The 13,278-nt window shown below is 53.9% G+C and carries 13 protein-coding genes and 1 riboswitch; of the genes, 10 read left to right on the top strand and 3 right to left on the bottom strand.

The genetic code is table 11. From position 1 onward, the window contains the following. Positions 1 to 12: 12 nt before the first annotated feature. The 10 genes from G7064_RS19715 to G7064_RS19670 all read left to right on the top strand — a co-directional run bounded on the left by G7064_RS19715 (position 13) and on the right by G7064_RS19670 (position 9,447). A complete protein-coding gene (locus tag G7064_RS19715) occupies positions 13 to 543 on the top strand; it encodes a cytidylyltransferase domain-containing protein (protein WP_166074944.1) in 531 nt (176 codons plus the stop codon). 163 nt (positions 544 to 706) lie between these two features. Further along, a complete protein-coding gene (gene pseG / locus G7064_RS19710) occupies positions 707 to 1,426 on the top strand; it encodes a UDP-2,4-diacetamido-2,4,6-trideoxy-beta-L-altropyranose hydrolase (protein ID WP_166074943.1) in 720 nt (239 codons plus the stop codon). 8 nt (positions 1,427 to 1,434) lie between these two features. Continuing rightward, positions 1,435 to 2,196: a GNAT family N-acetyltransferase gene (locus G7064_RS19705; RefSeq protein ID WP_166074942.1), complete on the top strand. Its 762-nt coding sequence runs from the start codon at positions 1,435 to 1,437 to the stop codon at positions 2,194 to 2,196. 100 nt (positions 2,197 to 2,296) lie between these two features. After that, entirely contained in the window at positions 2,297 to 3,331 is a 1,035-nt protein-coding gene (gene pseI, locus G7064_RS19700; protein WP_166074941.1) for a pseudaminic acid synthase, read from the top strand. A gap of 191 nt (positions 3,332 to 3,522) precedes the next feature. Beyond that, on the top strand, positions 3,523 to 4,635 hold the full coding sequence (locus G7064_RS19695) for a hypothetical protein (protein WP_240935611.1): 1,113 nt from the start codon (positions 3,523 to 3,525) through the stop codon (positions 4,633 to 4,635). Positions 4,636 to 4,842: 207 nt separating this feature from the next. Next, entirely contained in the window at positions 4,843 to 6,480 is a 1,638-nt protein-coding gene (locus G7064_RS19690) for a LamG-like jellyroll fold domain-containing protein (RefSeq protein WP_240935610.1), read from the top strand. A gap of 187 nt (positions 6,481 to 6,667) precedes the next feature. Continuing rightward, complete coding sequence (locus tag G7064_RS19685; protein ID WP_166074939.1) at positions 6,668 to 7,327, top strand: DUF7033 domain-containing protein; 660 nt, start codon at positions 6,668 to 6,670, stop codon at positions 7,325 to 7,327. Between the two features lie 59 nt (positions 7,328 to 7,386). After that, entirely contained in the window at positions 7,387 to 7,839 is a 453-nt protein-coding gene (locus G7064_RS19680; protein WP_166074938.1) for a hypothetical protein, read from the top strand. Between the two features lie 130 nt (positions 7,840 to 7,969). Next, positions 7,970 to 8,395, top strand: coding sequence for a hypothetical protein (locus G7064_RS19675; RefSeq protein WP_166074937.1), 426 nt, complete (start codon positions 7,970 to 7,972; stop codon positions 8,393 to 8,395). Further along, on the top strand, positions 8,377 to 9,447 hold the full coding sequence (locus tag G7064_RS19670) for a lipopolysaccharide biosynthesis protein (RefSeq protein ID WP_166074936.1): 1,071 nt from the start codon (positions 8,377 to 8,379) through the stop codon (positions 9,445 to 9,447). The genes G7064_RS19675 and G7064_RS19670 overlap by 19 nt, the downstream gene beginning before the upstream one ends. Here G7064_RS19670 and G7064_RS19665 read toward each other — a convergent pair. The 3 genes from G7064_RS19665 to G7064_RS19655 form a co-directional block, all read right to left on the bottom strand. Then, positions 9,444 to 10,307 carry a CPBP family intramembrane glutamic endopeptidase gene (locus tag G7064_RS19665; RefSeq protein WP_166074935.1) on the bottom strand — a complete coding sequence of 288 codons (864 nt, stop codon included), beginning with the start codon at positions 10,305 to 10,307 and terminating at the stop codon, positions 9,444 to 9,446. The genes G7064_RS19670 and G7064_RS19665 overlap by 4 nt on opposite strands. 179 nt (positions 10,308 to 10,486) lie before the next feature. Then, positions 10,487 to 11,947 carry an amino acid permease gene (locus tag G7064_RS19660; RefSeq protein WP_166074934.1) on the bottom strand — a complete coding sequence of 487 codons (1,461 nt, stop codon included), beginning with the start codon at positions 11,945 to 11,947 and terminating at the stop codon, positions 10,487 to 10,489. Positions 11,948 to 12,296: 349 nt separating this feature from the next. Then, positions 12,297 to 12,407: riboswitch (SAM riboswitch) on the bottom strand. A 94-nt stretch (positions 12,408 to 12,501) separates the two neighbouring features. Continuing rightward, positions 12,502 to 13,251 carry an EcsC family protein gene (locus G7064_RS19655; RefSeq protein WP_166074933.1) on the bottom strand — a complete coding sequence of 250 codons (750 nt, stop codon included), beginning with the start codon at positions 13,249 to 13,251 and terminating at the stop codon, positions 12,502 to 12,504. Between the last annotated feature and the right edge of the window lie 27 nt (positions 13,252 to 13,278).

Below are 13,278 nucleotides of genomic sequence, written 5' to 3'. Positions count from 1 at the left end.
ATTCAAGCTCGTATGAGCTCAACCCGGCTGCCGGGTAAAGCGTTGCTCGCATTGCCTCTCCATATTCCTGAAACAACGGTTTTGCACCATGTTATTCATCGTGCGCGGCAAGCATCCGCAGTTCATCAGGTTATTGTAGCTACTTCTACCCAACCTTCTGACGACTTGCTAGCAAAGCTGGCGACGGAGGCAGGCACTACCGTTTTTCGTGGTGATGAGCAGGATGTGCTTAGCCGTTTTTACCAAGCGGCGGAGCTACATGAAGTAGACGTAGTGATACGCCTTACCGGTGATAATCCAGTAATTGATCCTGCCTACATAGATGTAGCAATAGCCCACCATTTTGCAGAACAGGCTGATTACACGTTGACTACGGGCTTGCCGCTAGGAACAAACTTGGAAGTTATTAGCACACCAGCTTTGGGGCGCGCGCATGAGCAAGCTACACGGCCAGAAGAGCGCGAACATGTGACACCTTATTTGCGTCGCAACCCTGGGGGCTTTTTCGGATCCAAACGATGCCATTCATTTTACCCGGCTTAGTTCAAAACCTGCGTCTAACCTTGGATTACCCCAGCGATTATGCATTGCTGCATCTACTCTTTTCGCATCTGCCTACCAACTTCGGTTTAAGTGAAGTGGAGGAATTAGTAGTGAAATATCCATGGCTTACGCAGATAAATCACGAAAACGAGCAGCTAAAACCATGACCACCAGTCCCACCTCGCCCCGCCTCGTGCTTCGTGCCGATGGAAATCCGCGTATAGGGCTGGGCCATGTGATGCGCCTGTTGGCTTTGGCCGATATCCTGCGCGACCAGTTCGGGTGCGTATTCGTTATTCAGGAGCCTGACCATGTGCTTCTCAGCCAGCTTCAAGAGTCCTGTTCGGAAGTCGTAGAAATGCCGCCGCAACCGGCGGGCGGTGAGCCGGCGTGGCTGGCTCACCACGTATTGCGCCCCACCGACATCCTTGTACTAGATGGCTACGGCTTCGAATTCAGCTACCAGGAGGCCGTGCGCCCCTACGTAGCTAAGCTGGTTTGCCTAGATGATTTGCACGCCTTCCCCTTTGCCGCCGACGTGGTGCTGAACCCTGCGGGGGGCATTTCTGAAGCCAATTACGACTTGCGGCAGCCGCAGGCCCGACTGCTGAGCGGCCCAAAATATGCGCCGTTGCGGGCTGCATTCCGCTCCAATTCAGCTTCCCACACAATTGCTTCGCCCTCATCGGTGCTGGTTTGTCTGGGCGGGGCTGACCCTACCCACCAGACGCAGCGCGTGGCGGCCACCTTGCTCACGCTACCTGTCATTGAGCAGGTGCAGATCGTAGTAGGCAGTGCTTATACCGGTTGGGAATCGTTGAGTCAGTGGGCGGAACACGAAGGCAAAGTTACGCTGCACCGAAATTTGCCCCCGACGCTTTAGCCGAGCTCATGCAAAGTTGTGGGGCGGCGGTGTGTTCACCCAGCACTATCAGCTACGAGTATTGCGCGGCTGGTGGTGGCTTGCTTTTTCTGTTGCCCACTGCCGCCAATCAGCATGATCTGCACGAATTTTTGCGGTCAGCAGGCATGGCCCTACTGTACCCCAGCGCCGCCAACGTACTGACTTCACCAGAAGTGCTGCGCATTGCTGAGCAGCTACGAGCAGCTCAGAATCAGTATTTCGACGGCCACGCACCGGCGCGTTTACGGCAGGCATTCAATGCCTTATGCATACCCGATGCGCCTTTTAATCTGCGCCTAGTCACCGCTGCCGACTCTGATCTACTGCTGGCTTGGACGAACGAGCCAACCGTTCGGCAGGCTTCTTTCAACCCACAGCCTGTTCCCGCCGAGTTTCATGAGCGGTGGCTAAATGCCCGTCTTACTGATCCGTATGCCCTGCTGCTTTTGGCCGAAGAGGAGTCCACGGGCGCGCCCATTGGGCTCATTCGCTTTAGTGTTGCGCACGATGAAGCCACTTTGAGCTACCTGCTCGACCCTACGTATCGGGGGCGTGGCTGGGCGGCCCCGCTGCTAGCGCTGGGCACAGCGCATCTGGCTCAAAGTTATCCGCAGGTACGACGAATAGTGGGGCATGTGCAGCGCCGAAACCAAGCTTCATTGCGCGCATTTGAGCGCGCTGGCTACACGCTGCTACCCACCCCATTATCCGGCGAGCCCGATTCGGTTACCTTTGTGTGGCTTCTTTAGGGGGCAAATTTTTAGTCTTAAAAGACGCTCATCTTTAACTGGCTTCAGCAACGCACCGGCTGACAGAAGAATTGAGTAGCAGCGCCTAACCTCTTTATCTATGCATATCGGCTCTCGCCCTATCGGCCCCGACCAACCGCCTTTCGTCATTGCTGAGCTTAGTGGCAATCATAACCAGTCGTTGGAGCGTGCCTTTGCCATTATTGATGCAGTAGCGGCCGCCGGCGCGCATGCTATAAAGCTCCAAACCTATACCGCCGATACCATGACGCTGCCCGGGGCCTACCGCATCGACGACCCGAACTCGTTGTGGTTTGGCCGGGAGCTGCACGAGTTGTATCAGGAAGCTTACACACCCTGGGAGTGGCACCAGCCGTTATTTGAGCGCGCGAAATCGTTGGGAATGCTAGCCTTTAGCTCGCCCTTCGACGAAACAGCCGTCGATTTTCTGGAATCGCTCGACGTGCCCGCCTACAAGATAGCATCCTTCGAAAATACGGATTGGCCCCTGCTGCGGCGCGTAGCCGCCACCGGCAAGCCCGTAATTATGAGCACTGGTGCCAGCACTTTAGCCGAAGTAGCGGAGGCGGTAGATGTACTCCGTCAAGCCGGTTGTCAGGAGTTGGTCTTACTAAAATGTACCAGCACTTACCCCGCCACGCCCCAAAATACCAATCTGCGCACTATTCCCCATCTGACCCAGCTTTTCCCAGAATGCCCCATAGGCCTCTCCGATCATACTATGGGCGTGGGTGCTGCGGTAGCGGCCGTGGCGCTGGGCGCCTGCGTTATTGAGAAGCACGTAACCCTCCGCCGCGCCGACGGTGGTGTCGATTCGGCTTTTTCTCTGGAACCCGAGGAAGTAGCTGCTTTGGTCACTGAAACGGAGCGGGCTTGGCAGGCATTGGGCCAGATTCAGTATGGAGTGCAGCGGGCCGAGGAGAAAAGTCGTCTGTACAAACGCTCCTTATATGTGGCTCAGGATATACGAGCGGGAGACGTATTTACGAAAGAAAACCTGCGGGTAGTACGCCCCGGCGACGGCCTGCCGCCGCGCTACTATGAGCCCTTGCTGGGTAAGCCGGCGCGCCAGAACTTGCGAGCAGGCACACCGCTCACCTGGGAAGCACTGTAACCCAACATCATGTCGTATCTGGCTCAGCTCGTTGCCCGCACCCGCGACATTTTGCAACTACGCTTCACCGATTTGTTTGCCCAATTGCCTCCCGCAATGTTGGGGGCATTTCACCGCTCAATCCCGTAAAGCGACTCATAAAAGTGTTGGGTTACGCGGGTGTTCGGCTGGTCGGAAACGCTCTGAAGCCCGTGCACAATGCCGAAAATCTGCGGGGGGCAATTTGGCTGTATGTCGTAAGTCAGAACAACTACGAAGCCCTAGAATTTATTCGCACAGGCTTACCAAACAGCGTATTTGTTGCTGGTCAGAGCAAACAAATCGGGCGGTATAATAGCCACGTAAACCGGCTTTCTCTCCGCCGCAAGCTGCTATATTACTGGCAATTCCCATTGGTCCTGACGGGGCTTTGGCGCACAGAAGGAGGCCGGGCGCTACGCTTTTTCGATTTGATTTTTAATGCCATCGGCTACTATGAAGTGTATGTGCGGGCGTTGCGTCATTACAAGCCCAAAGCCATCATCTTTGCCAATGACCACAACGACGACGCCCGCGCACTACTACTCGCCGCTCGCACCTGCCGGATACCCACTGCTTATGTACAACACGCCAGCGTAAGTACCTACTTTCCGCCCCTGAGCTTCGATTTAAGCCTTCTGGAAGGTCAGGATGCCTTGGATAAATACCGGCAATGCGGCCCAGTTCAGGGCCGCGTAGAGCTAGTAGGTATGCCCAAAGCCGATGCTTTTCTACGTCAGCGCAATACGGCTCCGGTAGTGCAGCGCGTGGGTATTGCCGTCAATTTGCTGGATGACACGGAAGCAATACGAGCAACCGTAGCTGCTTTACTCCAAGCGTTTCCTAGAATCACATTCACTTTCCGCCCTCATCCCGGCGACACCCGTGATTTCGGTTTTTTACGGGAGCACCCGCAGCTGCTTTTTTCAAATGCGCGTCAGCAAAACGTGTTTGAATTTTTGCAGCACCAAGACGCTCTTATCGCCGCCGACACTTCAACGCATTTAGAGGCTACCCTCCTCAATTTGGCGAGTATATACTATCGCTTTGGCACCCACACTGTTGCCGATGACTACTATGGATATGTGGCGAATGGTCTGGTAGAAAGAGCGGCTACTCTACCGGAATTGGGTGAATTATTGTGGCGCTATGAACAGCACAAGCCTGCTAGCCTTTACCAACGGGCTGCTTACTATAATTCAACTTTGGGCACTCCCCATGAGGGCCACAGTAAAAATATTGCTTTAGATAAATTGTTAGACTGGATAGCTAAACCGTACTTTTAGCCGTCTTTTCCTTAAAATATTTCTATGAGAAATTGTTTACTCAGAGTATCACTTCTTTCTGCTATCATACTTTTCGCATCCGGCCTATTTAGCATTAGCTTACAAGCTCAGACCTTAGCTGGATCAGGTAACAAGCTGAATTTTAATGGATTTAGCACATACATAAACTGTGGTACCAGTAACCGCGGCATTACTCAGCAAGTGAGTGTGGAGGCATGGGTTCGCACCACCAGCAGTAGCTACCAATGGGTAGCGGGGAAATACTCAAACTCACTAGTAGAGGAAAAAGGTTTTCACTTGTACACCAACAATGGTGCGGCCTATTTCAATGGACGCACCAGTGTAGGTTTGTATATGTCCTCGGGAGCCTCACGCACGCGCGTTGACGATGGGCGTTGGCATCATTTGGCAGGAGTATGTAACATCAATTCCTGGCAAATCTATGTAGATGGAGTACTGGAAAACAGTGCCACCTATCCTTTCTCCCGAGCAGACCTGACTACAAGTTCAGCCCTAGCTATTGGCGAGTATATTGTACAGGCAGAAAACCTGTTTTTAGGCGACATTGACGAAATCCGGGTGTGGCGCACGGCCTTGACTGAAGACCAGATCCGGACCAATATGTGCCGCAAGATTTCGCCTGTACCTGCTGAGCTAGTGGCCTATTATAACTTCGATCAGACCTCCGGCACAATAGCGGTTGACAAAGGGAGCGTCCCTGTCAACGGTACGCTAAGCAACTTTGCTAGCGCTGCACTCTGGCAACCATCCGGAGCCGCCATCGGAGATGCCAGCACCTTTGCTTACGGAACCGACTTGCGGACGACACGTCTCCGCATAAAAGCGACCAACGGCGACTCGGCCATCGTCAACAATATTAGAACCCAAACGGATGGCGTACAGCTGTATGTTGTAAATCAGGAGCCTTCCATTAAGCCTGCTGCAGTAACTAGTGCGGCTGTGTACTTTGGGGTGTTTAGCCGAGGACTAACTGGCGCCTATGATTTTCGGCTTCGTCCTGTGGGCGGTTTGGGTTGTTCAGGTCTCTCTGTGCGGCCAGCTAATGATGGTATTTGGTCAACTCTAACCACAACGACCTCAACCCCGACCTCAGTGCTTGCCACGCAGCAGACCTACCGTGCCGAGTATATGCAGACGGGAATTGTGCTTAACGTACCCGTAGTTGCTATTAGCGGCGACTCTGTAATATGCCTTAACAGCAATACGCAACTCACTGCTGCTGCTGCCGGAGCTCAATCCTACCGGTGGAGCAACGGTGCTACTACCCCCACTATTAGCGTATCACAACCGGGTACCTATACCGTAACAGCAACCTTTACCGCTGGCTGCACCACTACGCGCAGTCGGCAGGTGGTATTGCGCGCATCCAGTCCAGTGCCTGCTTTTGCTTTGGGCCCTGATACTACCGTATGCGAGGGTACTCCTTTGCTATTGCGAGCGCCAGTAGGTAATGCGTATTCCTACTTATGGTCGGATGGCTCGACGGGCAGCACGCTTCTAGCCCGGCAGGGCGGCACGTATAGCGTAACAGTGCGTAGTGGTTGCAACACTCAAACAGCCAGCAGAACGCTGACCGCTCAACTCTGCGTGCCCAACATTATCACGCCTAACAAAGACGGTCGCAACGATGCCTTCGTAGTTGCTTCTTATTCCGTAGGCGAATGGTCGTTGGCAATTTACAACCGTTGGGGCAAGGAAGTGTATCAAACGGAGCGCTACCTCAACGACTGGGGCACCAGTGCTGCGCCGGGCGTTTATTACTATATGCTGCGCCGCAGCAGCACCAACAGCGCCATTAAAGGGTGGCTGGAAGTAGTTCGCTAAAAAATGCCTAATGCAGTAGCCATCAGCTCCAACTCGTATTTTCGTGCTGATGCCTGCTTCTCCTTCTGCCCTTTTACCCCCCATAGTCAGTCGAGCGCTTTCACGAGAAGTCCGGCTGGCTTATGTTCTGCATCACTTCAGGCAAGCCTATTCGGTGGTGCCGGAGCTGACAATTGGCTACTCAGAGATGCAGCCACAGCTCGAAATAGCAGACCAAGCAGATGGCTTTTTTCAGCGCCAGCAACCGTTTCCACCAGCACCAACCTGGCGCGAGTGGCAGGGTAAGCGTATTGCCTTCTTTTTCGATACTAAGCCAGAGCACCCACTGTTGGAGCTTCTGCCCGGCGGTCGGGCTATCATCCATGCGGATATAATTTCGGCCGCCTTTTATCTGCTCAGCGGCTGGCAGGAGTATTTTTCTGAGGAGCGCGACCAGCACGGACGGTTTCCCTACGCAATCAGCGTGCAGCAGCAGTACGGATTTGTGGCGGTACCGGTAGTCAACTACTATTTTGATGTATTGCGCACAGCCGTAGAGTATATTACTGGCCAAAAGTTACAGCTACGCGGCTGGGGGGCAAATCAGGCACCATTCGCCACGTTTATAACCCACGACATCGATAATTGCCTCAGCGCCTGGAAGAGCGAGGGCAAAGCGGCCCTGCATAAAGGGCAGTTGGCCTTATTCGGGCGCTTATTGTGGCGGCGGCTACGAGGGCAGGACGACTGGAATAACCTGGAAGAAGTGCAGGCCGAAACCGAGCGCTGGGGGCAAAATCCACGTTCTTTTTTCTTGGTAATCCAGAGCGAGCCGCCAACGGCATCCACAATGCAGACTACGATCTGACCACGCCACACTTCCAAAAACGCATTCAACGCCTAGCTCAGAACGGTGCTGAAATAGCCGTGCATGGTAGCCTCGGGACGTCTCAAAATGCCCCCCGGCTCCAACAAGAGAAGGGAAAGCTCCCCGTAACAGCACTAGGCAACCGTTTTCACTACCTCAGTTGGGAGCCGCACCAGTCGCCGCACACTGTAGCAGCGGCCGGGTTTGCTTACGATTCTACGCTAGGATTTGCGGAGCATTATGGCTTTCGACATTCTTACTGCTTACCGTTTTATCCCTTCAATTTCGAGGTGGGCAAAGCGTTTGAATTTCTGGAAATCCCGCTCCATGTGATGGATGCCACCTTACATCATCCTAACTATCTGCAACTGGCCCCGCACGAAATTCTGCCAGCTCTGGTGCCCATGTTTCAGGAAATTGAGCGCTTTGGCGGGGTATGCACCGTGCTTTGGCACAACGAGAATTTTGCCCCCAGAATCAAAAAAACGGGCCTCGGCAGTTCCAAGAACTAGTACACTACCTTCGCAGCCGCAACACAGCATTCGTAAATGGCGCAGATATCCTAGCCCATCTGAATCCTCCTACGGCGTCGGCATCAGCCTGACAATTAACTACAAATCAACTAATTAGTATACAGCACACTTGGGCATCGTTCAGCGGCAGGGACTGCGCAACACCATTATTGCCTACATCGGGTTAGGCCTCGGCTTTGTAAATACTGTGCTGGTGCTGCCCAACCTGCTGGCCGCCGACCAGATTGGGTTGACTCGGGTGCTGGTGTCATTAGCGACCATTTACGCGCAGCTGGCGGCCTTTGGGTTTGCAAGCACTGGCATTCGCTTTTTCCCCTATTTCCGCGATAAAGACACTGGCCACCAAGGGTTTCTGCCGATGCTGTTGGGCGTTCCGCTGCTGGGATTTGCCGTCATGACCATCATCTACGTACTGGGCAAACCCTTTCTGTTGGCTCAATATGAACGAGATGCGGCGCTGCTCAATCCGTATTACTTCTGGGGGCAATTCTGGCGCTGTTTACGCTGTTTTATTCCTTGCAGGATGCGTACCTGAAGGCGCTTTATCAAACGGCTTTTTCATCCTTTGTGCAGGATATTCTTCTGCGCGTGCTCACGGTGGTAGCGGCGCTTTTATTCTCGTTGGGGTATTTAACCTTTCATCAGTTTGTGCTGGCTTTTATTGGCAGCTATGGATTCGCTACGCTGCTGCTGGCGCTCTATGTGATGTACTTGGGTGAGTGGCACTTGCGGCCTTCCAAGGCGGCATTGAGGGTAGTGCCCGTGCGCGAAGTGCTCAGCTTCAGCGGGTTCGTGATTCTGTCCAGCTTGTCGGGCACCATCATTGGCTCCATCGATTCGCTGATGGTAGGTTCTAGTATAAGTTTGGCGGCTACGGGCGTGTATACCACCGCGTTTTTTATTAGCACCGCGCTTACTATTCCGGCTCGCTCGCTGAATAAGATTGCTTTTCCGCTGCTGGCGGAGTACTGGAAAGCGCAGGATATGCCGCGCATGGCCGACTTTTACCGCCGCACTACGCGGCTCAACACGGTGGTGGGGTGTTGGCTGGCGCTGGGCATTGGCTTGAATCTGGACTTCATTTACTCGCTGATGCGGCCCGAATTTGCGGCTGGCGCCACGTCCGTGTTGCTGCTGCTGGCCGGACGCCTTTTCGATAGTATAACGGGTGTCAACGGCTTGATTCTGGTCACCTCCCCCCGTTACCGCTTTGATTTGGTGTTCAATGTGTCGCTGGCCGTAGCTACGGTGCTACTCAATCTGCTCCTGATTCCGTTGTACGGCCTCACCGGCGCCGCGCTTGCCACCCTCCTGGCCATGACTGGCATCAACGTGGCGCGCACCTGGTTTGTGTGGCGCGCTTACGGTTTGCAGCCCTTCGATTTTCGGATTCCGCTGGTTTTAGCAGTTGCCGCAGTTGCTGGTTTAGCGGCATGGCTGGTGCCGATTACTCACTCGGTGTTCGTCACGATGCTCGTTCGCTCTACAGTGCTTACGGGTGTATATGGGGGGCTTTTGTTGCTGACACGGGCCGTACCAGAGGTCAGCAACCTGTGGCAGCAGGTGCGCCGACGGCTCCGTTTTTAACGCTCTAGGCTGTCTATCGACGTCTCTCTCATAGCAACGCTCTGCTGCGTGGCCCGCCAGATAAGCCAGGTTCCGCCAGCGAAAATGACGGCCGCTATGACTATCATTAAAAGTAGTGTCGAGCCACCGGGTAATAGGGCGATTGGGTCGTCTACATTCTGCCACTTCGGATTTTGCAAAGCCTTCCAAGCCACAGCATTATTAAGGAAATGCACCACGATGCACGCCGCCAATGAGTGCGTGCGGTAGTACAGCCAACCTAAAAAGAGCCCTAACAGAAACGCCGATACAACCTGGGCCGGATTCAAGTGGATAATCCCGAATAATAAACTGGACTGTATTATAGCTTTGCGGGGACTGTAGTTTTTGAGTAGCCCCGGCAGCAGCAAGCCCCGAAAGAGTAGCTCTTCCAGAATGGGAGCCGAGATGCAAATAACAAAAAATGATAGCCCAGGAAATGCACTTAGCTTCTGCATAGAATCGCTCATCCAGTTGGGCAGATGCAGGAACACAACCAACGTGCGCAGGGCCATCTGCGCGAACACCAGTAGCGGCAGCAATAGGTACACCAACGGAATTTCGCGCGACGCCAGCAGCCGAATTGGCTGACGGCGCACCGACGGAATTTTCCAGAGCAGAAATACGATGATCAGAGCCTTGGCCAAATCACTGGCTACCACAGTCACAATGATGGCTTGCGCGTGGGTTGTAAAGCGAAGGAAGGGAATGGACAGAAATCCTAAAACGAGTGCCAGTAGCATAAACCAGCCGAGCGCCCCCCAACTTTCCTTCACGGTTGGGTACGCAGCAGGTTGATTTATAGAAGCTTGAATTTCGGATTCGGGTAGCGTTTCGATCATCGGATAGCTATAGAAAAGATAGATGCTTAAAGCTACCTAAAACTGCTTCATTGCTGTGTTACTTTGCTTGAATCAGGTTTTAAAAATTCGGTATTGCTGTCGGAAGGCATCCGTTCATAAGGCATAAAAAAGCCCCCCGCTATGATGATGCGGGGGGCTTTTTTGGGGAGTGTAATTCGTTAAGCCTTCACTTGGGCTTGTTCCTGTGCTAGTCGCAGTTTGCTGTGCTTTTTACCATAGAGGTAATAAATCACTAATCCGGCCGCAAGCCACACAATGAGGCGCAACCAGGTATCCCAGGGGAGCGAAAACATCATTAGTAAGCAGGTCAGGATGCCCATAATGGGCACTAGCGGCACCCACGGCGTACGGAAAGCGCGGGGCGCATCGGGCTGCTGCTTGCGCATAATAAGTACGCCGAGGCATACCATCACGAAGGCCAGCAGCGTACCGATACTGGTCATTTCGCCTACTACCTGAATGGGCACCAAGCCTGCAAAAGCGCTGATTAGGCCGGCCAACAAGATGTTTGATTTGTAAGGCGTCTGGAAGCGAGGGTGAATTTCAGAGAAGATCTTGGGCAACAGGCCGTCGCGCGACATGGAGAAAAACACCCGCGACTGCCCCAGCAAATCCACCAGAATGACGGAGGTGTAGCCAATCAGAATAGCGATAATAATGGCCTGACTCAACCAAGCATACGGCGTTTTCTCGATGGCGATGGCTACCGGCGCGGCGCTATTTTTGAACTCCGTGTAGTTGGCCAGGCCCGTCATTACGTGCCCAAACAGCACGAACAGAATAGTACACACGACCAGCGAGCCGATGATGCCGATAGGCATATCACGCTGGGGTTTTTTGGCTTCCTGCGCCATTGTGGCCACAATATCAAAACCGATGAAGACGAAGAAGATAACGCCGGCTCCGCGCAGAATGCCGCTCAAGCCAAACTCGCCAAACGTGCCCGTATTGGCCGGGATATAGGGCTGATAGTTGGCCGGATCGATGTACTGCCAACCCAACGCAATAAACACCAGCACTACCGATACCTTCAGGGCCACAATAGTTGCGTTAACCCAGGCCGAGCCCTGCGTACCCCGAATCACGATGGCTGTGATGGCCAGCACGATCAGAATAGCGGGCAGATTGACGAACCCGTGCACCACCGAGCCATCGGCCAAAGTAGACGTCTCGAAGGGCGACATAACCAGCTGAGCGGGAATATGCAGGTCGTATTTGGCTAAAAACCGCGTCAGGTACTGCGACCAGCTGATGGCAACGGCGGCGGCGCCCACGGAATATTCGAGCACCAAATCCCAGCCAATAATCCAGGCAAACAACTCACCCAGCGTAGCGTAGGAATACGTATAGGCCGAGCCAGCGACGGGTACCATGGACGCAAACTCCGCGTAGCACAGGGCCGAAAAGGCACAGCCAACGGCTGCTACCAAAAATGAGAGCGTAACGGCTGGTCCGGTATGATTGGCGGCCGCAATGCCAGTAAGGGAAAAGAGTCCCGCTCCAATAATAACCCCTACCCCAATGGCAACAAGGTTGAAGGCACTCAGACTGCGCTTGAGGGTGTGGGTGCCGGTTTCGGCCGCCTCTTGTCGCAGTAATTCCAGTGATTTTTTGAGCATAAAATGTAGCACGAAGCCGCGCCTCGTGGTGGATAAAAAGAATGGAGATAAGAGAAAGAATATCCGCCTATAGAGCAGACAGACCACAAAGCTGACGCCGTTGCTACCGCTTCGGCAAATTGGGCAACTACCTGATCCACAGCCAAAGCAAAGGCTGAATCAGAGCAGAAATGCCCCCCAGCGGCTATTTACAGCTGCAGATTGGCAAAGCCAGGAAAATGAGAGAATGTTCGAACGCTCAACAACAGCAACAACCCATACCCAAACAAGCAGCCCAACTCAGCATGTGGAGCGGCAGGGTGGCGAAGGAAAATAGAGCAGGTTGCAGCTGAATGTTCACGGCAATTTGTTTTTATATAGCCAGTCGATACTTGCGCTGACCTCGGTTGGCACCGTTCCAGTTGTGCTGGGGGTTGCCGGCGTTTCATTGAGCCTTTCTCTCCACGCCTCGGTATAAAAACAATCCTTTGATCAGAAAGAATTGGGGTCGCAAAGGTAGACTGCCGGCATGCGTACTTGCAAATGGGGCTATTCTTTCTCATTTACCGTGTGGCTTAACCGGCGCTGGGGGGCAAAATAGTACCCTTCGGCTCAAGATGGCGCATGCGGTAGCAGTTCACAGCTGTTTCGCCGAGCTGCTCGATGAGGCGGTAGTTGGCCACCGCTCCCACCGCTGCTCCAATCACGGGCACCAGTTGGGCCAACTTCGCCAAGTCGATGTAGTCGCGGTACTCTTGCTGAAAGGTGCGCCAATCGAACTCATTTACATCGGTGGGCAGCGTGTGGCGGTACGTGTCCCAATTAGCAATGCGACGATACACCTCATTGCGGGTGTGCTGACTGGAAAAGGCTAACTGGAAGATGTGCAGTAGATACAGCCGCTCGGTATAATCACGCACGTCGTGGCCGTAGAGGGCGGCTACGTCGAAGAGCAGTTTAAGCTTGAGGCCCAGCAGCAGCGGAAAATCGGCCAGACCCAGCAAAAAGCCCCCCGCCCCCGTCACGGCGCCTTCGGCCGACGCGGTGTTGCGGTAGTAACGAATGCGGGTTCGCACCGCCGTTTCCCGTTCCGCCCACGGCGCTTCCAGCAGCGGCTGGCGCGTAGTGTGCATCGACCCAAACAACACCCCGCGCACCATTTGCCGAATAGCCGTGGTAATGGCCTCATGCACCCGCTCGGGCAGCAACGCATTCAACCGAATCTGTACCCGGCGCGTGAAGCGGTTCAGCAGCGTCGGCGACTTCTGCATGCGCTGTTGCCAGGCGCGGAGTTCAGTGAGGGCTTGTTGGTCGGGGGAGTTCATGTAAGTAGTTACGTAAAACTGATAAGT

The sequence above is a fragment of the Hymenobacter sp. HDW8 genome (assembly GCF_011305775.1).
Classification (GTDB): Bacteria; Bacteroidota; Bacteroidia; order Cytophagales; family Hymenobacteraceae; genus Hymenobacter; species Hymenobacter radiodurans.
Note: the sequence above shows the minus strand (reverse complement) of the source record. Positions and strands in the feature narration are given on the sequence as shown.